Annotated in this window: 13 protein-coding genes; 4 read left to right on the top strand and 9 right to left on the bottom strand. The window is 71.4% G+C overall.

Annotated features, from left to right (window positions below):
* Nucleotides 1-13: 13 nt before the first annotated feature.
* Both PV679_RS05965 and PV679_RS05960 read right to left on the bottom strand, forming a co-directional pair.
* Entirely contained in the window at nt 14-631 is a 618-nt protein-coding gene (locus PV679_RS05965) for a histidine phosphatase family protein (protein WP_319678966.1), read from the bottom strand.
* Nucleotides 628-2,142 (bottom strand): FGGY-family carbohydrate kinase, encoded by a 1,515-nt coding sequence (locus PV679_RS05960; RefSeq protein WP_319679023.1) that lies wholly within the window; start codon nt 2,140-2,142, stop codon nt 628-630. Before PV679_RS05960 ends, PV679_RS05965 begins: the two co-directional genes overlap by 4 nt.
* A 397-nt stretch (nt 2,143-2,539) precedes the next feature.
* Between PV679_RS05960 and PV679_RS05955 the strand changes: the two genes are divergently transcribed.
* The 3 genes from PV679_RS05955 to PV679_RS05945 all read left to right on the top strand — a co-directional run bounded on the left by PV679_RS05955 (nt 2,540) and on the right by PV679_RS05945 (nt 5,960).
* Complete coding sequence (locus PV679_RS05955; RefSeq protein WP_319678965.1) at nt 2,540-3,325, top strand: DeoR/GlpR family DNA-binding transcription regulator; 786 nt, start codon at nt 2,540-2,542, stop codon at nt 3,323-3,325.
* Between the two features lie 68 nt (nt 3,326-3,393).
* The gene (locus PV679_RS05950; protein ID WP_319678964.1) at nt 3,394-4,410 is read left to right on the top strand and encodes a 2-hydroxyacid dehydrogenase; all 1,017 of its coding nucleotides are present in this window, start codon (nt 3,394-3,396) and stop codon (nt 4,408-4,410) included.
* Nucleotides 4,411-4,508: 98 nt separating this feature from the next.
* Nucleotides 4,509-5,960, top strand: coding sequence for an FGGY family carbohydrate kinase (locus PV679_RS05945; protein ID WP_319678963.1), 1,452 nt, complete (start codon nt 4,509-4,511; stop codon nt 5,958-5,960).
* A 16-nt stretch (nt 5,961-5,976) separates the two neighbouring features.
* Here PV679_RS05945 and PV679_RS05940 read toward each other — a convergent pair whose 3' ends face one another.
* From PV679_RS05940 to PV679_RS05920, 5 genes are read right to left on the bottom strand one after another with little or no spacing between them, the layout of a single operon-like run.
* Nucleotides 5,977-10,107 carry a glycosyl hydrolase gene (locus PV679_RS05940; protein WP_319678962.1) on the bottom strand — a complete coding sequence of 1,377 codons (4,131 nt, stop codon included), beginning with the start codon at nt 10,105-10,107 and terminating at the stop codon, nt 5,977-5,979.
* Nucleotides 10,108-10,146: 39 nt separating this feature from the next.
* Nucleotides 10,147-11,025 (bottom strand): carbohydrate ABC transporter permease, encoded by an 879-nt coding sequence (locus PV679_RS05935; protein ID WP_319678961.1) that lies wholly within the window; start codon nt 11,023-11,025, stop codon nt 10,147-10,149.
* Nucleotides 11,022-12,017 (bottom strand): sugar ABC transporter permease, encoded by a 996-nt coding sequence (locus PV679_RS05930; protein ID WP_319678960.1) that lies wholly within the window; start codon nt 12,015-12,017, stop codon nt 11,022-11,024. The genes PV679_RS05935 and PV679_RS05930 overlap by 4 nt, the downstream gene beginning before the upstream one ends.
* The gene (locus PV679_RS05925) at nt 12,014-13,318 is read right to left on the bottom strand and encodes an extracellular solute-binding protein (protein ID WP_319678959.1); all 1,305 of its coding nucleotides are present in this window, start codon (nt 13,316-13,318) and stop codon (nt 12,014-12,016) included. Before PV679_RS05925 ends, PV679_RS05930 begins: the two co-directional genes overlap by 4 nt.
* Nucleotides 13,315-16,197 (bottom strand): alpha-L-rhamnosidase, encoded by a 2,883-nt coding sequence (locus tag PV679_RS05920; protein WP_319678958.1) that lies wholly within the window; start codon nt 16,195-16,197, stop codon nt 13,315-13,317. Before PV679_RS05920 ends, PV679_RS05925 begins: the two co-directional genes overlap by 4 nt.
* A gap of 375 nt (nt 16,198-16,572) precedes the next feature.
* Here PV679_RS05920 and PV679_RS05915 point away from each other — a divergent pair, with 375 nt between their 5' ends.
* Nucleotides 16,573-18,198: an alkaline phosphatase D family protein gene (locus PV679_RS05915; protein WP_319678957.1), complete on the top strand. Its 1,626-nt coding sequence runs from the start codon at nt 16,573-16,575 to the stop codon at nt 18,196-18,198.
* A 78-nt stretch (nt 18,199-18,276) separates the two neighbouring features.
* On the opposite strand, the gene PV679_RS05910 is transcribed toward PV679_RS05915, so the two are convergent.
* Together PV679_RS05910 and PV679_RS05905 are read right to left on the bottom strand one after the other, a co-directional pair.
* Nucleotides 18,277-19,851 carry a PHB depolymerase family esterase gene (locus tag PV679_RS05910; RefSeq protein ID WP_319678956.1) on the bottom strand — a complete coding sequence of 525 codons (1,575 nt, stop codon included), beginning with the start codon at nt 19,849-19,851 and terminating at the stop codon, nt 18,277-18,279.
* 271 nt (nt 19,852-20,122) lie between these two features.
* Nucleotides 20,123-22,162 carry a SpoIIE family protein phosphatase gene (locus PV679_RS05905; RefSeq protein WP_319678955.1) on the bottom strand — a complete coding sequence of 680 codons (2,040 nt, stop codon included), beginning with the start codon at nt 22,160-22,162 and terminating at the stop codon, nt 20,123-20,125.
* Between the last annotated feature and the right edge of the window lie 85 nt (nt 22,163-22,247).

Below are 22,247 nucleotides of genomic sequence, written 5' to 3'. Positions count from 1 at the left end.
CGTACTCACCGTTCTATGCCGTCGGCACGTTGTACGAGATCAGTGACGCCCGCCCGGCCGACATCCGCAGCTCGGTGACCGCGCAGTTGCGGAGGCCCGGGAACACACGCCGGTACTCGCTCTCCGGAATGCCCAGCAGCCGGCACAGGACCAGCCGGAACAAGGTGTTGTGCGCGACGGCCAGGACGCGGCGGCCCGAGTGGATGTCCGCGAGGCGGAGCAGGGCCGCGGCGCCCCGCGCGGCGGCGGCCCTCGGGTCCTCTCCGGCCGGCAGCGGATGGCCGGCCGGGTCGCGGCGGAACGCCGCCACCTCGCGCGGATGCGACGCTTCGAGTTCGACGAGGGTCCGGCCCTCGGCGATCCCGAAGTCGGTTTCGAGCAGATCCGGTTCGACCACGGCGGCCAGACCGGTCGACCGGGCCGCGGGCGCGGCGGTGCGGCGGGCGCGGGACAGCGGTGAGGTCACGATCGCGTCGAGCGCGGCGCCGGCGGCCCAGACGCCGAGCGCGCCTGCCTGCTCGATCCCTCGCCGGGTCAGATCGATGTCGCTGACTCCCGCGTAGCGGTTCTCGGCATGCCAGACGGTCTCGCCGTGTCGCGCGAGGAACAAGGTGGTGGGTGCGGATGTCATCCGTGCTCCCGTGCGTGGGCGGCCGTCCTGGAGGGCAGCCAGCCGCGTCGTTCGAGTTCGTCGACCAGAGTGCCGAAGGGTTCGGCGAAACGCCGGGCGGCTCCGGGCCGCGGCTCCAGGACCGTACGGACGCGCACCATACCGCGAAGGGCGGACAGCGGCGTGGGACCGGTCGGACCGGCGGATCCGCCGGCGCCCTGGGCGGTGCTCGCGCCGCCGCGCGTCACACCGTGAGCGGCGAGGACCGCCATACCGAGGGCGGAGTCGGTGTGCTCCGGGACGATGGCGGTCCGTCCCAGTACGTCGGCGCGGAGCTGGTTCCAGTAGGGACTGCGGGTGGCGCCGCCGGTGAAGGTGACCGGCCCGTCGACCTCGGCGCCGAGCCGCTGGACATAGGCGAGGCAGAGGCGTTCGACGAGTGCGACGCCCTGGAGCAGCGCGGCGTGGTGGTCGGCGTCGTCGGCCGGCCGGCCGAGCATGAACGCCTCGGCGTCGCCGGCCAGGAACGGAAAGCGTTCGCCGCGCGAGACCAACGGGTACGCGACGACGCTCGACGGTTCCCGGGCCGCGGCGAGGCGATCGAGCCGGGCGAGGTCCGCCTCGGGAAACGCACGGTTCAGGGCGCCGGCGCCGACACTGGAAGCACCGCCGGGAAGCCAGTGGCCGTCCGGAGAGCGATGGCTGTAGAGGATGCCGTCCGGGTCGTGGAGCGGTGCGGCGGTGACGCCCTTGAGGACGAGCGTGGTGCCGAGGACGGTGTTCCACCGCCCGACCTCCCAGGCTCCGGAGCCGAGTTGGGCGGCGCATCCGTCGGTCATGCCCGCGACGACCGGAGTGCCTTCGGCGAGTCCTGTGGCGTCCGCCGCCTCGCGGCACACCGTACCGAGCAGCGCGCCGGGAGGCAGCACGGCGGGGAAGTCCAGGCCGGACAGGCCGAGTTCCTCGTGGACGGCGGTGGGCCAGGCGCCGGTCCGCTGGTCGTAGCCGGTCTTGAGGGCATGGCTGGAGTCGGTCGGCACGGGCCGCCCGACGAGCCGCGTGGTGATGAAGTCCGCCTGGTGGCACACGCGGGCGCCGCGAAAATCGGATGTGCCGCCGTCCCGGCCCGGCCGGGTGAGCCAGACGAGTTTGGCGAGGGCCCAGCTCGGCTGGATGCGGTGGCCGAGCGACCGCCACACCGCGGCGCCGGCTTCCTGCGCGAACCGGGCCTCGGCGACGGCCCGGCCGTCGTCGTACATGAGCGCCGGTGTCAGCGGTGTCCCGCGTGAGTCGGTCAGCAGCACGGTGCCGGATGTGCCGCACACCGCGAGCCCCCGCACACGCGCGGCGGCGAGCGGACGCAGGGTCCGCCGGATCGCGGCGCGGACACCGTCCCACCAGTCGGAGGGACGCTGCTCGTGGCGGTTCCCGTCGCGGTGTCCGGTGAGCGGGGCGGAGCCGCGTCCGAGCACCCGGCCGTCGTCGGTGACCGCCAGCGCGCGTACTCCCTGGGTCCCCAGGTCGACTCCCATCCAGACGTCCTGGTGGCGTGTGTCCGTCACAAGTTCCCGCCTTCTGATCGTCCGGTCGTCGCGGCCGTCCGGTGCTTCAGGCTGTCACGTGATCACGGCCGTCAGGTGATCTCACCACGCTTTTCACACCGTGACCACGGCTTCAGCCGGAGTGCGCCGGTACGGTCCCGGCGCGATGGACCTCCGTTGTATGCCCTGATGGGAGGGGTCCCGAAGCAACGGTCCACGTCAGCCGACGGGTTGACCCGGTAGGCACCGGTGGTGAACACTGCCGACGGTACCTCAAGAAGGTATGTTATATCCTCAGAGATTGATGTTACTGGTGGGATGTCTCGGGCGGAGGAGCGCGTATGTCCTTACCTGTCCCGTGGACGACGGACGGGAACGGGACCGCGGAATGTCACAGAGCAAGAACCAGCGGGGCCCCGCACAGCGCCGCCGGGAAATCTCCGATCTCGTGCTCACGGCCGGGCCCGCGTCGGCGTCGGATCTGGCGGAGCGGTTCGGCGTGAGTCCGATGACGATCTACCGCGACATCGACGAACTCGAACGCGAGGGTGTCCTGCGGAAGTTCCGCGGCGGTGTGACCGCTCAGCCCTCAGGTGTGTTCGAGAGCAATGTCGCCTACCGCAAGAAATCCATGCGGCCGGAGAAGGAGGCTGTCGCCGCGCGGGCCGCGGCCATGATCGAACCCGGTATGTCGGTGATGATCGACGATTCGACCACCGCGCTGGAACTGGCCAGGCTTCTGCCGCGTATCGAGCCGCTGACCGTCGTCACCAACTTCCTTGAGGCGCTGAATCTGCTCGCGGACGAACACGGGATCCATCTCATGGCCCTGGGCGGCGACTACGACCCGCTGCACGGATCCTTCCTGGGAGTGCCCTGTGTGGAAGCCGTCGAGGCTCTGCGCGTCGATCTGTGCTTCGTGTCCACGTCCTCCGTCCACGGCGACTTCGCCTTTCACCAGGAACAGCGCATCGTCGCCGTCAAGCGCGCCATGCTGAAGGCCGCCGGCCGCAGCGTGCTCATGATCGACCACTCCAAGCTCGGCCGTACGGCGCTGCACCGGCTGGCTCCTCTCAGCACATTCGACGTCGTACTGATCGACGACCGCATATCGCCGGACGCGCTGCGCTCCCTCGACGAGAGCGGGATCCGCTACGAGATCGCCCCGACCTGAGCCCGACCCGCGTCGCCGGACAGCGGCCCGGGTCAGGTGCCCGAACCACCGCCAAGGAGACCTCGCCGATGAGAATCCTCGCCGCGGGCGACCACTTCGTCGCTCCCGAACTCCTCACCCGGGAACTGACGGCCGCGATCGGGACCGGTCACACCATCGATGAGCTGCTTCTTCCCTGGCCGCTGACGCCCTTCGGACCGGTCCGCGAGGTCGACGAGGCGTCCGGTGACGAGGAGACAGTCATCACGGCACTTCACGGTGTGCGGATCTGTGTCACACAGATGGCCCCGGTGACACGGAAGGTCCTCGACAGCGCGCCCGATCTGCGTCTGGTGGTGGTCGGCCGGGGCGGCCCGGTCAATGTCAATCTCGACGCGGCGAAGGAGCGCGGCGTCCAGGTGTGCAACACGCCGGGCCGTAACGCGGCCGCCACCGCCGAATACACGGTGGGACTGATGCTGACGGCGATGCGCCGTATCCCGGAGACATCGGCCGCGCTCACCGCGGGCCGCTGGGCCGGCGAGTTCTACACGTACGACAACTGCGGCCCCGGTCTGGACGGAGCGCGCGTCGGACTGATCGGCTGCGGCGCGGTCGGCAGCCGGGTGGCCAGGGCCCTCACCGCTCTCGGCGCCGAAGTCGGCCTGTATGACCCCTATGCCGATCCCGACACGCTGAGCCGGTCCGGCACACCGGTCGCCGACCTCGACGACCTGCTGCGACGGTCCGACGTGGTGTCGCTGCACGCGCGGCTGACCGCCGAGACCCGCGGCCTGCTCGGCGCCCGTGAGCTCGCCCTCCTTCCCGACGGCGCCGTCGTGGTCAACTGCGCGCGCGGCGCGCTCCTGGACGAGGACGCGCTGTGCGACGCGCTGGAATCGGGCCGGCTGGCCGCGGCCGGGCTCGACGTGTTCGCCGTGGAGCCACCGCCGCCCGGCTCACGTCTGCGTACCGCTCCACGGCTTGTCATGACACCCCATCTGGCGGGAGCGAACACCTCGGTCGCGCACAACGCGGCGCGGATGGCGGCCGCCGAGGTGAGCAGATTCCTGCGCGGTGAGGCGCTCGCGCACCGCGTCGTCTGACCGTTCACATCGAAGCCACGAAGCCACCAAGTGACGCCGCGCCGGCCCGGTCCCGCGAGTCGGGACGGCACCGGCGGCGGCCAGGGAAGGGAGACACGGTGCTGGTCGGACTGGACATGGGAACCTCGGTCGCCAAGGCGGCGGCCTTCGCCGAGGATGGCACGGCGCTGCGGGTGGAGTCCAGGCCCGTCTCGCTCGGCGGGCGCGGCGAGGAGGTCGAGCAGGATGTCGAAGAGGTCGTCCGCGCCGCCACCGACGTCCTCGCCGCGGTGACCGACGGCCGCGCACCGGACCTGGTGGCCATCACCGGCCAGGGCGACGGCCTGTGGCTGCTCGACGCGCGAGGACGGGCCGTACGTCCCGCGCTGTCCTGGATGGACGGCCGGGCGGGCGGCCTGGTCGCGGGATGGATGGCGGACGGCACCGCGGCCCATCTGTACCGGCGCACCGGAAATGTGCTGTTCCCCGGTTCCGCCGGGCCTCTCATGGCCTGGCTGGACCGTCATGAGCCGGAGTCACTGGACGCGGCCACCACCGCCTCGTGCTGCAAGGACATGCTGCATCTGCGGCTCACCGGCGAGCGCGGCACCGACCTCTCCGACGCCTCCGTCCCCTTCCTCGACCCGCGCACGCGCGCGTACTCCCAGGACGCGCTCACGGCCCTCGGGCTCGGCCACCGCGCGGATCTGCTGCCGCCCATCGCCGCGAGCCTGCCGTACGGGGAGGCGCGCGGGCACACTTCGTGTCTGCCGCAGGGCACGCCGGTCACCTCCGGGCCGTACGACCTTCCCGCCTGCGCGACGGGCGCGGGCGTGACCGAGCCCGGCGACGGACTGCTCATCGTCGGTACGACACTGGCGTGTCAGGTCGTCGTCGAGCGGGTCGCGTTCGACGACGATCCCGTCGGCTTCCATCTCGCCACGGCCAGGCCGGACCGCCACCTGCGGGCGCTGCCGGCGATGACCGGCACGGTCGCGCTCGACTGGGTGCTCACCCTCACCGGCAGCTCCCACGACCAGGTCTCCGGAATGCTGGACGAGAGCCCGCGCGGCGCCCGGGGCGTGGCCGCGCTGCCTTATCTCTCGCCGTCGGGCGAACGGGCGCCGTTCGTCGACCACACCGCGCGGGCCGAGTTCACCGGCCTGGATCTGCGGGCCTCACGCGCCGATCTGGTCCGCGCCATGTGCGAGGCGATCGCCTTCGCGGCCAGGCACTGTCTGGACGCCGCGGGTCTCACCGGTGAGCTGGCCATCTGCGGCGGCGGCACCCGCAGCCTCGCGTGGCTGCGGCTGTTCGCCGATGTGCTCGGGCGGCCTCTGCGTGTCGCGCGGGGACCGGAGCCGGGCGCGCGCGGAGCCGTGCTGGCGGCGGTGGCGGCCCGGGGCCAGGAGCTCGGACGCGGCCTGGATGTCACCGCGTGGACGGCGCCCGAGGTCGTGGTGGATCCGGATCCGGCGGGCGTCGCCTTCTACGACCGGGCGTACATCGACTATCTGTTCCGGGTCGCGAGTGCCCGGACACGCTGGCGGGGCCCCGCCGACACGCGCTGATCGCCGCGCCCGGGCGTCAGGGATCGCTGTACAGCCGGACGGGTCCCATCAGCCCGGTGGCACGCTGTCCCGGGAAGACGAAGTGGGTCGGACTGATCGAGTCCAGATACGGCGCGAGCGTCCCGAACACGGTGACCTCGACCCTATTGGCTCCGGGTCCCACCAGTCCCGTCACATCGAACACATACGGAGAACACACGCGCACACCGGCGAGGGCGCCGCCGATCCGCACCTCCGCCGTGCCGCGCACGCGCCCGAGATCGAGACGCACCCGTCCGGCGGCGGCCTCGGCCGGCAGGGTCACGACACGGCCGTACCGCACACCGCCGCTGTACTCCGCGAGGCCGCGTGTCTCCCAGTCACCGAGCCGGATCAGTCCGGGGCCGACCTCGCAGCGCAGCGGGCCGGCCAGAGCGGCGCCGCCCTGGCGGCCGGGCCGGGTTTCCAGCCGCAGCGCGGCGGTTCGCGAACCGGACGGTGCCCCGGCCGGCAGCTCGACGGTCAGGCTACGGGCGCCACCGGCGGCGGCGGTCGTCGCGGTGCGCTCGCGGCCGTCGACGAACACGGTCGCGTCGCCGTACACGTCCACCGTCAAGCGGACCGTTCCCGGAGGAAGTTCGCACCAGAACCACTCCACGGCCGATCGTGCTCCCGGGACCGCGAACCGGGCCGGCACCACCGTGCCGTCGTCGGCGTCCGGATCCAGCCAGGCGGCGCCGGGCAGCGGATGCGGCCTGCGGCGCAAATACAGTGCGGCCGGATCGCCGACCGGCTCGCGGCGCACCACGACCGGCACCCGCACTCCGGCCCGCTCGGCCCACCAGGTGGCGTCACTGTGCGGGGTCACCGCGCTGTCGGTGGAGAACGTCGCGTCCACCAGGACGGCGCGATCGCCGCCGTCGTCGGTCTCCACGGTGATCTCGTTGTCTCCCGCGCGCAGAGCGGCCGCGACCTCGTGCCGTCGTACGCGCGGCACCGCGTGGTCGGTGTACGGATCGAACCCGCCCTGCGCGCCCGCCACCTGCCCGTTGACCCGCAGGACGCACGATCCGCGTGCGGCGACCTGGACGACCGCGCGGGCCGGGGCCTCGGTCAGCGTCAGGGTCGTGCCCACGACCGACCGGCCGCCGTCCTCGCGTGGGCCCGCCGCGAGAATCCACTCCGGGCGCCGATAGCGCACGGGGTCGCGGACCAGCGCCATATGCGCCCGCAGATCGATGTCCTGATCGGGCGTCAGGTCCAGTTCGAAGAGGTACCGGCCGGCGCTCCGGCGCAACGGTCCCATGGCGAGATGTCCCCGGTCGTCCAGAGCGACGGACACGCCACCGAGCCGAGCCGTCTTCGCCGCCGCCGCCCCGACCGCGAGGTATCCGTCGAATGCCTCGTCGAGCAACAGCTCCACGCGTACCCGCGCGACCGTCCCGGCACTCGTCGGACCGACCCGTACGAACTCTTCCGGCACATGTCCCTTCGGCCCCAGCACGGCTCGGTGGACCGGGTCCTTGTGGATGCCGCGGCTGTCGGACCATTCGAGCACCGAGCGGACACCGCCGTCCGGGCCGAGCACGACCGCGCGCGGTCCGAACGTCGCGTGGACCGATGGCCCGGAGTCGCCCGCGAGCTCCGCCGCGGCCCATCCCAGGCGGATGCCGTCCTCGCCCGGTGCTTCCGTCCGGTGCCGGAAGCGGCGGCACTCGGTTACGGCGGGGCCGCCGGGCGGGCCGGTGGCGGGCCGGGCGAAGTCGCCCCAGGTGTTGTCGAGAGTCGGGACAAGGGTCATGTCCCAGTGCGCGCCTGAGGGAATCCCGACCGTGCCGCCGACGGGCCTCGCCGCGCTTCCCGGCGGCTCCGCCGAAGGTGCCTCCGTCCCGGGCGTCCCGGTCGCGCGGTCTTCGGCCGCCGTGTGTTCCGTCGCGAGGTCGCCGATCCCGGAATCCTCCGCTGTACGCGCCGGAAAGACCAGTACGGCGGCGGGTCCGGTGTCGAAGGTGACGTCGACGTCCACGGCCCGGGGATCGTCCTCGGCCGGCCGGACAGGCACCGTGCGGGGCTCACCGCCGAACGGATCGAGCAGCACCGCCGGGCCACCGACATCGCGGACCCGCACTCGGGCGGCGCGCGCGTACCGGTCCGGGTCGAAGTCGTAGCGCGCGTCGAGCCAGCCCAGTGCGGCCCCGCGCTCGTCGGGCGCCGCCACGGCCGCTCGGGTCGCGCGCGGAGCGGCCGCGGTCAGAAACACCACGGTGGCGTCGTCCACGCGCCGCGCGAGCGCGGGAACGGATGCCCGGACGGCGGGTGGCGGCGCTCCGGCTAGCGCAGCGGCCAGAGCGTCCGTCGACGGGACGAACGCGGCCCGGCCGTCGGCGAAACACGCGCGCATCTCGTCCAGAGCGGCGGGCCCTGCCGCGCCGATGACGTGTTCGGGCAGCGCGCCGAGCGCGATCACGCCGCCGCCGGCCGAGGCGAACTCGACAAGCCGCCGCGCCGTGTCCTGTTCGAGGACCGTGCACGCGGGCAGCACGATCGTCGCGTACGCCTCGTCCGCGACACACAGCCGTGCGCCGTCACCGGTGTGCCGTACCCGGGCGCGGGAGACAGACGCGTCGTCGATCACATCCGCGTCGAGACCGAGCCGGTCGACGACGCCGGGCCGGGTCCTGAACCAGGTCATGTCACCGACGAGTTCGAGGTAGACCTCCTGGGCGTTCGCCGCCGCCGCGGAGACGCCGTCGAGCGCGGCGCCGGCCTGCGCCGTACTGGTGGGCAGCAGGATCGCGAGGTCGCACAGGTGGTGGCCGAGGCTGAGGATCGCGCACAGCCGGCTCACGGCGTCGGCGAAGACCCGGTGGTGGATCCAGTAGGGCTGGCGCCAGTCGGTGGCGGGCGGCGCCCACTCCCACCAGCCGCCTTTGGTCGTGTAGTAGACGGCGTGCGGGTTGTAGAGGGTCGCGCCGGCGCGCAGCCACGGCAGAAGCCAGTCGAAGGTCTCCTCCAGCGTGCCGCCCCAGCCGGTGGAGTGGAAGGCCTCGATCCAGGTACGGGGCCGGCCGTAGAGATGGGCGAGCGAGGAGTGGATCCGGGCATCGCCGTGATGGTCGGAGCCGGGCGCGGAGAACCAGCGGTGGGTGCGGGCGTAGTCGGCGTACAACTCCACACCGGCGACGGGATGTCCGGCGCGGGCGGGGTCCTGCTGGTCGCAGCCGGCGATCAGTCCGTGCCGGTCGTGCCACGCGGCGAGCGGCCGGAAGAACGCCTCCTCGGCGAGTTCGGCGCGGGTCCGCTGGTAGTCGTGCCGTACGCGATGGGTTTCCGGGTGGGCGCTGTCGTCGTACAGGGCGTCGAGGCAGCGGGTCAGGTCGTAGCCGCGGAGCCGCAGGAAGGCGTCGGCGAAACCCTCCGACCAGGTCGGCAGGGCCGGCAGCTCGTCCTGGAAGGAGCCGACGACAACGGTCCCGAGCCGGTCGCCGAGACGCCGCTCGAACGCCCCGTGCACCCGGTCGAGCAGCGCCGCGCAGGCGTCGGTGCCGAGGTAGTCGAATCCGACGGCCACCTGGTGATGAAGCGTCAGGCGCCAGCGTCCGGGACCGGGCGCCCGCAGGACCGGGCCGTCCATGGCGACCGGGACCGCGGGACCGGTGGGCCTGCCGTCCCGGTCGACCGGCTCGGCGTGGCCCGCGACGGACCGTCCGTGGGCGGGACAGCGGAGCTGTCCCGTGCCGTCGACCACGGCCCGTACGCGTTCGAGCCCGCGGCCGGCGTAGGCGGGCCGCTCGTCGACGAGACGGGCCTGGAGGTCCGCGCCGGAGAAGCCGAGCTGATCGTAGAACCAGAGGCTGACGCCGAGTTCACACGCGTCGTCGCAGACGCCTTCCAGCAGGGCCCACCACTCGTCGGACAGGAACGGCGGGTCGTCGGCGTCGGCACCGAACAGCGGCCCCGAAGGCGCGAGATTGAGCAGGACGAGGTTGTACACACCTCCTGCCGCGAAGCGTTCGAGCTGGGCCCGCAATCGCGTACGGTCGAGCCGCTCGCCGCTCCACCACCAGATGGCGGTGGGCGAGAAGGCACGAGGCGGTCCGGCCAGCGCGGCCGCGATGCTCGCGGGCAGCGGGCCCGCGCCGACGGCGGAGGAGGAGGGTCGTGTCATGAGTCGGCTGTCTCCGTCGGTCGGGGCGGAGCCGCGCGTTCAGCCCTTGAGGCCACCCGCGAAGCCCTTGATCACATAGCGCTGGAGAAGCAGGAAGACCACCAGGACGGGCAGCGCGGCGAGGACGAGGCCGGCGAAGACAAGACCGTAGTCGGAGACGTACTGGCCCACGAACGAGAACACGCCCACGGGGACGGTCTCCTTGCCGGACCCGCCGAGGTACAGCAGCGGCGTGAAGAAGTCGTTCCAGATGAAGACGGCGTTCAGGATGATCACCGTGCCGGTGATCGGCCGCAGCAGTGGGAAGACGATCCTGGTGAACGCCTGGCGGTGGTCGCAGCCGTCGATGAGCGCGGCCTGCGCGTAGTCCGGCGGCAGGGCGCGGATGAACCCGGTGTAGAGGAACACGGTGAACGGCAGTTGGATGCCTGTGTAGAACAGGACCATGCCGTGGTACGTACCGAGCCAGCCGAGGTCGTCGACCAGCTTGTACAGCGGGATCATCCCGAGCTGGAACGGCAGCACGATGCCCAGCAGGAACAGGATGTACAGCCCGTAGCCGAGTCCGCCGGCCCGGCGCGCGAGGTAATAGGCGCCCGTGGAGCCGAGGACGACGAGCAGGAGCAGGCTGACGGCCGTGATGATCGTGCTGTTGACGAGTGCGGGACCGAGGGACGCCGAGGACCAGGCATCGCGGAAGTTGTCCAGCGTGGGCGGAGACGGTGGCGACAGAGGCGATTCGGCGATCTGCCGAGGGTCCTTCAGCGCGAGGGTGACCAGGGCGTAGACGGGAAACAGGAAGATCACCGCGACGGCGATCATGACCAGTTCGAGGCCGTAGCGTCCGTATCCGGCTCTCGGCCTGCGGCGGTCCTGCCGCGGTGTGCCTGTCGACGGCGGCGCGGTGGCGGTGCTCACGCGGTTACCTCCCGGGCGCGCAGAAAACGCAGTTGGACCAGTGAGACCGCGGCGACGAACAGCGCCAGGACCAGGGCGACGGCGGTGCTGTAGCCGAACTTGCCGTAGACGAAGGCTTCCTTGTAGAGCACGGTCGACAGCGTCTCGCTGGAGGAGCCGGGTCCGCCGTTGGTGGCGGCGTAGACCTGGTCGAAGAGTTTCAGGCCGCCGATGGTCGACAGCATGAGATTGATGGTCAGCGCGGGTGCCAGGAGCGGCCAGGTGACATGGCGGAAGCGCTGCCAGGTGCCGGCGCCGTCGATTCTGGCGGCCTCGTGGAGTTCGGCGGGGACGCCTTCCAGACCGGCGAGGAAGATGACCATCGAGTAGCCGGCGTACTGCCATACGACCATGGCGGCCACGGACCACAGGGCGAGCGAGGGGTCGCCGAGCCAGTCCTGGCGCAGGCCGCCGAGTCCGACGGCGCCGAGGACGCCGTTGAGGCCGGCGCCGTCGTCGGGGTTGTAGACGTACTTCCAGAGGAACGCGACCATGACGGGACTGACGACGGCGGGCGCGAAGAAGACAACGCGCAGCAGCGAACGGGACGTGATGTTCGTGTGGACGCCGAGCGCGAGCAGCAGGCCGATGCCGTTCTGGACGACAACCACCGCGACGGTGAGCAGGAACGTGTTGCCCACCGACTCCAGGGCGCGGTCGTCGTCCAGCAGAGCGCGGAAGTTGTCCAGGCCCACGAACGAGAAGGCGCCGACACCGGACCAGTCGGTGAAGCCGTAGACCACACCCGCCAGACTCGGATAGAGGACGACGACGGCGTACACGGCGAGCGCCGGTGCGACAAAGATCCAGGACGGTACGGCCCGGTCACGGCGCCACCGGGTCCGGCGGGGTCCGGCCGGGTTCCGGGCCTTGTCGCCGGTGCCCGGAGTGTTCGCGCGGGCGGCGACGGTACCGGCCTCGGTGAACGGACCGGGACCGGGCCCTGGGCTCATGACCTCTTCCCGTAGGCCTCGTCCATCCGTCCCAGTGCGCCGTCGACATCCGTCGTACCGGCGAGCAGATCCTGTACGGCCGCGAAGTGGGCGGGCTGCACCTCGGCGTTGGGCCAGCGCTGGTCCATGAAGGGGACGGCCCGGCCGCCGTCGATGATGGGCAGGAAGCCGGCCAGGACGGGATCGATCCTGGTGGACGCGTCGCGTGTGAAGGGGATGGCCGAGACGGCCGTCGCCCAGCGGTTGATGTTCTCCTGCCGTCCGAGGAACTCGACGAACGCCTTGGCCCGCGCCGCGTTCCTGGCGCGGGCGGAGACGCCGAGGCCGACGACGATGCCCGCCGGAATCCACTGCCGCTCCGCGTCGTCACCGCCGGGAAAGGGAAACATGCCCAGGTCGTCGGGGCTCTGCGCGGCCTGGCGGTAGTTGGTGAGCACGGCGGAGACCTGGACGGCCATGGCCGCCTTTCCGGTGGCGACGAGCGAGGTCTGCTGCTCGAAGGTGGTGCCGTTGGGGTTGGCGTTGAAGAAGCCCCGGCGCTGCAACTCCTGGTACTTCCTCATGGCGTCGGCCCAGCCGGAGCCGCGGAAGTTCGCGCGTCCGGCGGCCATCTCGTCGTCGAAGCGCGGGTCCTTGGCGTAGACGGCGTCGGGAACCAGCGCGTAGGTGATCAGTTGGGTGACCCAGGGAGTCCCGGCGCCGAGCGCGATGGGCACGATGCCCCTGGCCTTGAGCCTGGCGCAGACGTCGAGCAGTTGGCTCCAGGTCCTGGGCGGGCGGACGCCGGCCTCGGCGAAGGTCTTCTTGTTGTAGACGGCTCCGATGACGCTGCTGCCCGCCGAGTACAGATAGGTCTTGCCCTCGCGGCGGTAGGCGGCGTCGAAGTTCGCCGGGATGTCCCGGGTCCATGCCTGCCCGCCGAGGTCGGCGAGGAGTCCGGCCTTGGCCAGCTCGACCATGGACATGGCGCTGCCGCTGCCGGGAAACAGCACATGCACGTCGGGAGCGTTCCCGCCGGCGAGCTGGGTGCGTACGACGGTCTGTACCTGGTCTGTTGGCGCGAAGGAGGTGCTGAAGTCGTCGTCGGGGCGGCCGCGCCGGTACAGGGCCAGGAGTTCCTCGATCGGCTTCTGCTGGTCGGCGACGCCGACTATGCGCACCGTGCCGGAACGGTCCGAACCGGAGCACGCGGTGAGGAGCGGCGCGAGCGCGGCGGCGGCCGCGACCCCGCCGCCGGCACGGAGGAATCCGCGGCGGCCGACCGTGCCCGGGCCGGGCAGGCTTCGGGAAACCGTGCTCATGGTGTGTCCTCCTCGTGGGGGCCTGCGGACGATGGCGCGGTCGCGCTCGGTGCGAGCCGGGACGCTTCGGCGGGCGCGCTCGCCGGGCGGAAGGCGGCGGTGAAGTGATAGACGCCCGAGGCCACGCGGTACACGACATGGCCGGAGGCGGTGGCGAGACGCGTGATGTGGTCACCGTCCGCCGCGGCCACGCCCGATTCCCGGACCGAGCGGGGATCCGTGGTGGGCACGGCCACCTCGGCGGTGGCGCCCGGTGGTACCCGTACCCGCAGCGAGAACGTGTCGTCCCGCCGCTGCCAGCCGACCGCGACGGTGCCGCGTACCGATTCGTACCGGGCGCTCGCGTGGCTGAGGCCGCCGAGGCTGGGCCGGACACTCAACTGCCGGTATCCGGTGGAGTCCGCGCTCTGGTCGAGGCCCGCGACACCGCGGTAGAGCCATTCACCGATCGAGCCGAGCGCGTAGTGGTTGAACGAGTTCATCGACGGTGCGCGGAACCCGGTCTCGGGCGTCCAGCCGTCCCAGCGTTCCCAGATCGTGGTGGCGCCGTGGCGCAGCGGAAAGAGCCATGAGGGCACCTCGGTGCGGCGCAGCAGGGCGTGCGCGAGGTCGGCCCTGCCGTACGCGTCCAGCACGGGCGCGGCGAGCGCGACTCCGAGGAAGCCGGTCTGGAGTGCGGGACCGGCCGTCTCGATCAGTTCCGCGAGCCGGCGGGCGGCGGCGTCGGTGTGCTTCTCGGGCAGCAGGCCGAACGCGAGGGCGACGAGGTAACCGGTTTGGGTGTCGCCCGCGACGCGCAGAGCGGGCTGGTCAGTGATGGTGTTGTCGTTGACGGTGACAAATCGCTCGGCGAACGCGGTGCGGATGCCGGCGGCGAGTCGGTGGTAGGCGCGTGCGGCGTCCCGGTGTCCCAGGACGTCGGCGGCCCTGGCGGTGAGGTGGGTGCTGTGAGCGAAGTAGGCGGTGGCGATGACATCGCGCGGCGTCGGTGTGCCCGGGGCGAGCCAGTCGGAGAAGTGCGGGCCGACCCGCCGGCGCCAGATCAGATCAGGGTTGTGGCGGTGGATCAGGTCGACCCAGTCGCGCATGGAGTCCAGCGCGCGGGCGAGGAAGCGCGGGTCGTCGTAGGTGCGGTAGAGGTGCCACGGGACGATCACGCCCGCGTCGCCCCAGCCGGGGGCTCCCTCGTCCGCGACACCGGTGAGCCGGGGCGCGACATTGGTGAAACCGCCGTCCGGGGTGCGTGCGTCGTCGACGTCGCGCAGCCACTTGGTGAAGAACGCCGCCACGTCGGCGTTGAGCGCGGCCGTGGGCAAAAACACCTGCGCGTCGGCGAGCCAGCCGAGCCGTTCGTCGCGCTGCGGACAGTCCGTGGGAACGCTGACGAAGTTGGAGCGCTGTCCCCACGTGACACACTCGTGGAGCAGTCGGATCTCCGGATCCGAGCAGTCGAACGTACCGGTCCACGGCGTGTCGCTGTGCAGTGCCACGGCGACGACGTCCGAGCCGGACAGCTCGCGGACTCCGCTGATCTCCGCATACCGGAAGCCGTGATAGGTGAAGCGTGGCTCGAACACGACATGGTCGCGTCCGTCGCCGATCAGCACATCGGTCGCCGCCGCCGTACGCAGATTGGCCGTGTACAGGCGGTGGGTCTCGTCCAGCACTTCGGCGTGGCGGACGACCACCCGCGCGCCGGAGGCGAGTCCGTCGACGCGGAGCCGCACACGGCCGGCGATGTTCTGGCCGAAGTCGACGACATGGACGTCGTGCGAGACGCGTGTGACCGAGCGAGGGCGCAGCTCGGCCATGGCCCGTACGGGTTCGTCGACGGAGGCCACGAGCAGCCGGTGGTCGGCGTCCGTCACCCGGGCCGGCGCCCAGCCGGTGTCGTCGAAGCCGGGCAGGTCCCAGCCGTCCACCGCGTGCCGCAGGTCGTGGCACTCCCCCATGAGCAGGTCCGCGTGGCGGATCGCGCCGGTGTGTGTGCGCCACGCGTCGTCGGTGACGACCGTGGTCGCGCGGCCGTCCGCGGTGGCGAGGTGGAGTTCGGCCAGGAACTGCGGGAAGGACCCGTAATGAGCTCCGGCCCTGCGTGGTTCGAAGCCGACGAATCCGCTCCACCAGCCGTCGGCGACGGTCGCCGCGAGGACGTTCTCGCCGTCGCGGATCAGCTCGGAGACGTCGTACGTCTGGTACTGGACGCGGTGCGTGTAGTCGGTCCAGCCGGGCGCGAGTTCCGCGTCGCCGACGCGTGTGCCGTTGAGCCGGACCTCGTACAGGCCGCGCGCGCTCACCTGAAGCCGGGCCCGGCCGTCGGCGGAGCCGGTGAAGGTGCGGCGCAGAAGCGGACAGGGAGTGAGTCCGTGGTTGTCGAGGGCGTGTGCGCCCTCGGTGGGCGCGTCCACCACGTCGATCGGGTGTGGATCGTGGGTGATCCACGAGGCGCGCCAGGCGCCGGTGTCATACACCGCGGTCTCGAACCAGGACATGGCCTCGGCGGGGGCCGCCGCGCCGGACGACCATACGGCGACCCGCCAGTGGTAGCGCGTACGGGCCGTCAGCGCGGGACCGGCGAAGACGACTCCGATCGCGCCGGGATCCTCGACCCGGCCGGTGTCCCAGAGCGGACGGCCGCCGTGGTCCAGGTCCTCCGGCCGCTCCGCGACCCTGACCCGGTAGGCGGTGGGATCGTCGGCGCGGACGCCGGACGCCAGGCGCCACGAGAGCAGCGGCGCGGGCTCGTCGATGCCCAGCGGGGTGGTGCGGTGGTCGCATCGCAGGGCGTAGGGCCGCAGGCCCGGGGCTGCGTGACGGCCGGCCGCTGGTCCTTCGGCGGGACGGGGAGCGGGCATGTCCGCTGCCGGGGAACCGGACACGAGCACGTCCTTCCTTCGCGCCGGGAAGGGCGCGTCACCGCGGGCCGCTCGTCGTCACTCGCCCGGCGTGAAGACGGCCGTCTTTGGATGTTAAATCCAACGTCAATTCTGTGGCGTGGAGACTATGAGCCCCTCGCGAGAGGTGTCAAGGGTGTTACCGGTGCGTGGATTCGCCAACTCGCGACAGGGTCCGCACACCCGAACAGGCGCCTGGTACAGGCGTTCCCACCCGGTGGAAGGCACTCTTGTGACGCGTGATTCTCCCGTGATATTCACGCTGTGATTACCACACCAAGGAACGTTAAATCACGCGCGGATCCCGTCGTGAGCCTGGCGGTTCCCGCGGTTCCTCGCACGACGAACGGACCAGCTTTCATGCGAATGAGCAGTCGGACCAGCGGCGGAGCCAAAGGGGCCAGAGGATTGGGACGGCGCTCGCTGCTCGGCGCCTCCGGGGCCGTCGCGTTGGCACTCGCCGCGGGTGGCCTGTCGGCGGGCAGGGCCGGGGCCGAGGAACTCCGCTTCCGCCAGGATCCCTTCACGCTGGGAGTCGCGTCCGGCGATCCGTGGCCCGACGGATTCGTGCTGTGGACCCGCCTCGCGCCGCATCCCCTCGCGCCGGACGGCGCCGGCGGTATGCCGCCGCATCCGGTCGGGGTCTTCTGGGAGGTCGCCGCCGACGAACGGTTCCGCTTCGTCGTACGCCGGGGCTGGACCCGGGCCATACCGGAGCTGGCCCACTCGGTCCATGTCGAGGTGTCGGGACTACTGGCCGGCCGGCAGTACTACTACCGTTTCCGCGCGGGCGGCGTGGTCAGCCCGGTGGGCCGCACCCGCACCGCGCCTCCTCCGTACAGCCGTCCCACGGTGCTGAATTTCGCCTTCGCGTCCTGTCAGGCCTGGTTCGAGGGCTTCTACACGGCCCACCGGCATCTCGCCGAGGAAGATGTGGATCTTGTCCTGCATCTCGGCGACTACATCTATGAGAACGCCATCGACGCGATGGGCGGTGTACGCGGCGTCCCGGTGGACGCCGAGCTGCGCCCCGAACCGATGAACCTCGCCCAATACCGGAACCGGCACGCCCTCCACCGCTTCGACGCCGACCTCATCGCCGCCCACCAGGCCCACCCGTGGGCCGTCGTCTGGGACGACCACGAGGTCGAGGACAACTGGGCAGGCGACATCTCCACGGTCGACGGCGAACCGGACCAGGACCCCGCGGTCTTCCGTGAACGCGCCGCCGCGGCCTTTCAGGCCTATTACGAGCACCTTCCGCTGCGTCTGCCCAACAAACCGCGGGGCTTCGACACCCGTATGTACCGCCGTCTGCGGTACGGCCGGATGGCCAGCTTCCATATCCTCGACACCCGCCGGTTCCGTGACGACCAGCCCTGCGGCGACGGCATCAAGAGCGGCTGTGACGAACGGCTGTCACCCGGCCGCAGCATCCTCGGCGCGGAGCAGGAGAGCTGGCTCTACAACAGCCTCGGGCGTTCGGGCGCGACCTGGAACCTCATCCCTCAGCAGATTCCGGTGACGCAGGTCGACACCGACACCGGACCCGGGCAGTCCTTCGTCATGGACTTCTGGGACGGCTACGCGCACTCGCGTCAGCGGCTGTTCGAGGAGATCGCCGCCCGGGGCGTGAACAATCCGGTCGTGCTGACCGGCGACATGCACCGGCACCTCGCCGCCGACCTCAAGCGGGACTTCGACGATCCGGACTCGCCCACGATCGGCGTCGAGTTCGTCGGCACCTCCATCTCCACCAAGTCCGACGGCATGGACCTGGACCCTTCCGGGGCGGATCTGCTCGCCGCCAACCCGCACATCAAATTCACCAACTACCAGCGCGGTTACGTGCGTTGCTCGCTCACTCCGGAGACCTGCCGGGCCGACTTCCGGGTGCTCCCGTATGTCACCAGACCCGGCGCCCCGGTCAGCACCCGTACCTCATTCGTGACCGAGGCGGGCCGGCCCGGCCTGCGGCCCGCCTGACGGCGCTGCCGCGGGCGCCGGTTCGCGCGGAGAGATGCCGGGCAGCGGTCGCCCGGCACCTCTCCGGCGCCACATGGCCTATTCCCACTCCACCGTGAGGGTCGCGCCGGAGCCGGACCGCAAGAAGGCGTACGCCGTGCCGGCCGGTTCGGAGGCGAGGCGCAACCGCACCTGCGTCGTGCCGGTGCGGTTGACCGCGGTGAAGTCGCCCGACGCCTTCGTCCCCGACGTAAAGCTGCCGATCTCGGCCGCGGCCGCCACCGAGGCCGGGGCCGCCCAGTCGTCGGCGCCGGTCGCGCAGGCCGCGCCGAAGCAGCCCGTTCTGATGTCCAGAACGATCCTGTTCCCGGCCGCCCAGAGGTCACCACTGCCGCTGGCGCGCGTCACCGTCAGGAACGCCCTCTTCACGGTCGCGCCGTCCGGGACGGAGGAGGTGTCGAACGAGAGCAGGGTCCGGTTGTGCAGCCCGTCGATGCCCCGGCCGACCGCCACGCCGAGACTGCCTTCGAGCGTGCCGACGGCCGAACCGGCTCCGGTCGCCGACGCCTTCACATATCCGTCTTCCGCGGCCACGCTCGAAAACACCGTGGTCTGCGTCCCGTTCCCGGGATCGCCCGGGTCTCCGGGATCGCCCGGGTCTCCGGGTGTGCCGCCTCCGCCGCTCAGGCCCCAGAACTGTCCGATCCGGTACGAGGCGCACAGGTTGACGTCGAGGATGTACGCCCCCGCCGTACCGCACTGCTCCGCTCCCGTGCCCGGATCGACCGGCTGGCCGTGTCCCATGCCGGTGATCGAGTACGTCTCCACCACGGCGCGCCCGGCGCCGTCGCGGTACACCGCGTGCGGATAGCCGGCGACCGTGTCGGTGGCGTCGGCCGTGGTGTCCGTGCCGTGCACCGCCGTCCACTGCTCCACGGTCTCGGTCATATTGGCGGGAGCGACGGTCGTGTCACCGCTGCCCTGCCAGACGGAGACCGCCGGCCATGGCCCGCCGTAACCGGGATAGGCGGCACTGACCTTGGCGGCCCAGGCGGCCGGCGACATGTTCGTCCCTGGGCTCATGCAGCCGAAGGCGGCGACCACGCTGGTCGCGCAGCCGTACGGCAGACCGGCCACCGGCGCTCCGGCGCTGAAGACGTCCGGATAGGCGGCGAGCATGACATTGGTCATCGCCGCGCCCGCGGAGAGCCCGGTCGCGTAGACACGGGCGGGATCACTGCCCAGGTCGGCCTTCATCCGGTCCGTCATCTGTTTGACCGACAGCGCCTCGCCCGAGCCCCGTCCGATGTCCGCCGATTCGAACCAGTTGAAACAGGAGTTGAGATTGTTGCCGGACTGCTGCTGCGGCAGCAGAAGCGCGAAGCCCCACCGGTCGGCCCAGGTGGTCCAGCCGGTCTCCGAGTCGTACGCGGCGGCCGACTGGGTGCAGCCGTGCATCGCCACGACCAGAGGACGGCCTGCGGGCAGCCCGTCCGGCACATAGCGGAACATGCGCAAATTGCCGGGGTTCGTACCGAAACCGGTGACCTCGGTGAGTGTCGCGGCCTGCGCCGCGGGCACGAACCCGGGTCCGCCCGCACCGATCAACGCGATCAACAGCGCGAGTAACAGTCCCGCGGTGGAGAGTCTTCTCGGCGTACGGCTTCTCTGCATGGCGGCTCCTTCTCAGGGCTGTCCCCCCTCTTGCGAGATAGGGACACTAGGGCCGCTCGCAGGCGCCGGAGCACGGGCCGGACCCCTATCAATCGCGCGCAGCGGTGGGGCCCGGCCATATGGACGCCCGATGCCGGTCAGGACGTGTCGCGACCGTTCCGCCCGGCTCGCGACACGCCCTGCCGTGCGGCGCCACCTGGTGCGACACGCCCGGGCCATGACCACCGGGGTTCCTGGACCGCCGACGCGGCGGCCCTTCGGATACCGCCGGTCAGGGCCTTACGGGCTGTTCGGCCCAGATGGTCTTGCCATTGGGCGTCTGACGGCTGCCCCAGCGCTGGCTGAGCTGGGCGACAAGGAAGAGCCCTCGTCCACCCTCGTCGAAGGCACGGGCCCGGCGCAGATGCGGGGAGGTGCTGGTGGCGTCGGAGACCTCGGAGATGAGGACACGGTCCCGGATGAGGCGTAGCTGGATGGGAGCGTCGGCGTACCGGATGGCGTTGGTGACCAGCTCGCTGACCACCAGTTCGGTGGTGAATCCGATGTCTTCGAGTCCCCAGGCGATCAGTTGGCTGGACACCTGTTCGCGCGCGCGGGCGACGACGGCGGGATCGGGCGGCAGATCCCAGCAGGCCACCTGGTCGGCGTGCAGGATGCGCGTGCGGGCTATCAGCAGGGCGATGTCGTCGTTGCGGCGGTGCGGGCGCATGGCCTTCAGCACGCTGTCGCTGAGGTCGTCCAGCGACATGACCGGGTTGGCCAGCGAACGGCGCAGGTCCGCGAGCCCGTCGCCGGCGCCGGTGCCGGGTCCCCGAGGCTCGACCAGCCCGTCCGTGTACAGGGCGAGGAGGCTGCCTTCCGGCAGTTCGATCTCCACCGACTCGAAGGGCAGGCCGCCCACGCCCAGCGGAGGCCCCTGCGGCAGATCGAGGAACTCGACCTCGCCGTCGGGCCTGACAAGGGCCGGGGCCGGGTGCCCGGCGCGGGCGACGGTGCAGCTCTGGGAGACGGGGTCGTAGACCGCGTACAGACATGTGGCACCCAGCTCGCTGCCGCCTCCGGCGTCGCTCTCCACGGAGTCCGAGAGCCGGAGGACCAGATCGTCGAGGTGGGTGAGCAGCTCGTCGGGCGGCAGATCGATGTCGGCGAGCGTACGGACGGCGGTGCGCAGCCGTCCCATGGTCGCGGAGGCCTGCACACCATGGCCGACCACGTCGCCGACGACCAGCGCGACGCGGGCGCCGGAGAGAGGGATCACGTCGAACCAGTCGCCGCCCACGCCCGCCCGGGACGCGCCGGGCAGATAGCGGGAGGTCACTTCCACCGCCGCCTGCTCGGGCAGATGCTTGGGGAGGAGGCTGCGCTGAAGGGTCAGCGCGATGGCGCGCTCGCGGGTGTAGCGGCGGGCGTTGTCGATGCACATGGCGGCGCGGGCGCAGAGCTCCTCCGCGAGGCGCACATCGTCCTCGTCGAAGGCCGCCGGACGCCGGTGGCGCACGAAGACAGCCACTCCCAGGACGGTTCCACGGGCACAGAGCGGCACGGTGATCACGGAATGGACCCCGTAACCGCGATCCTGTTCGACGCGGCTGGGGTCGTGCACCAGCCAGTGCGCTATTTCGGGGTCGTCCGCCACCTGGGAGAGCACGGGGCGGCCGGTGACCAGGCTGCGGGCGGGCGCGGAGTGCTCCGGATACCTCTCGATCCCGCCGAGTGCGAGCACCGCGTCGGGGGTTTCGTCGAGGACGGACACATGGGCGGCCCGGCGCATCAGAACCGGGCCCGTGACCGGCCCGGGAGGCGGCTCCCGGCCGGACAGCACCCAGTCGAGCAGGTCGACGGAGGCGAAATCGCTCAGCCTCGGCACGGCCACCGCGGCCAGTTCATGAGCGGTACGCGTCATGTCCAGTTTGCTGCTGAGCCGATTGCCCGCGTCATTGAGCAGTGCGAGTCGCGCCCTGGCGACCGTCAGCCGCCTGACGTGCTCCTCCCGCTCCAGCCGGACCCGGCAGACGACCAGGCTGACCACGACCGCCAGCGCCACCGCGGTGAGCACCACGACACGGCCGCCCACGGAGGTCTCGTAGTCCGCGAACCCATAGGTGGCGACGACCGCCAGCAGAGTGATGACGCCCACGCTCAGAGTGCGCCAGAAGGGAAACAGCGCGCCGGCCACCAGTGGAGCGAGCACCGAGTAGCCGGCCCAGCGGACATGTCCCTGCCCTTCGAAGAACTGCACGACGGTGATCACCCCGATGGAAATCAGGAGCAGGACGAAGATGCCCCATTCTCCGTACCGATTGCGCACCACCTGAGGCACCTCCCGGGCTCGGGCACAACCTCAGGCTCGCACACAGAGGGCAACCGAACCATCCCAAGAAGCATCAAATCGTTCG

The sequence above is a fragment of the Streptomyces sp. AK02-01A genome (genome assembly GCF_033795305.1).
Taxonomy (GTDB): Bacteria; Actinomycetota; Actinomycetes; order Streptomycetales; family Streptomycetaceae; genus Streptomyces.
The sequence above is the reverse complement of the archived record's forward strand: the minus strand, read 5'-3'. Positions and strand labels throughout refer to the sequence as shown.

What these genes read in the sequence shown, in the direction of transcription:
- PV679_RS05965 (WP_319678966.1), bottom strand. Translation starts at nt 631, where the DNA reads ATGACATCCGCACCCACCACCTTGTTCCTCGCGCGACACGGCGAGACC.
- PV679_RS05960 (WP_319679023.1), bottom strand. Translation starts at nt 2,142, where the DNA reads ATGGGAGTCGACCTGGGGACCCAGGGAGTACGCGCGCTGGCGGTCACC.
- PV679_RS05955 (WP_319678965.1), top strand. Translation starts at nt 2,540, where the DNA reads ATGTCACAGAGCAAGAACCAGCGGGGCCCCGCACAGCGCCGCCGGGAA.
- PV679_RS05950 (WP_319678964.1), top strand. Translation starts at nt 3,394, where the DNA reads ATGAGAATCCTCGCCGCGGGCGACCACTTCGTCGCTCCCGAACTCCTC.
- PV679_RS05940 (WP_319678962.1), bottom strand. Translation starts at nt 10,107, where the DNA reads ATGACACGACCCTCCTCCTCCGCCGTCGGCGCGGGCCCGCTGCCCGCG.
- PV679_RS05930 (WP_319678960.1), bottom strand. Translation starts at nt 12,017, where the DNA reads ATGAGCCCAGGGCCCGGTCCCGGTCCGTTCACCGAGGCCGGTACCGTC.
- PV679_RS05925 (WP_319678959.1), bottom strand. Translation starts at nt 13,318, where the DNA reads ATGAGCACGGTTTCCCGAAGCCTGCCCGGCCCGGGCACGGTCGGCCGC.
- PV679_RS05915 (WP_319678957.1), top strand. Translation starts at nt 16,573, where the DNA reads ATGCGAATGAGCAGTCGGACCAGCGGCGGAGCCAAAGGGGCCAGAGGA.
- PV679_RS05910 (WP_319678956.1), bottom strand. Translation starts at nt 19,851, where the DNA reads ATGCAGAGAAGCCGTACGCCGAGAAGACTCTCCACCGCGGGACTGTTA.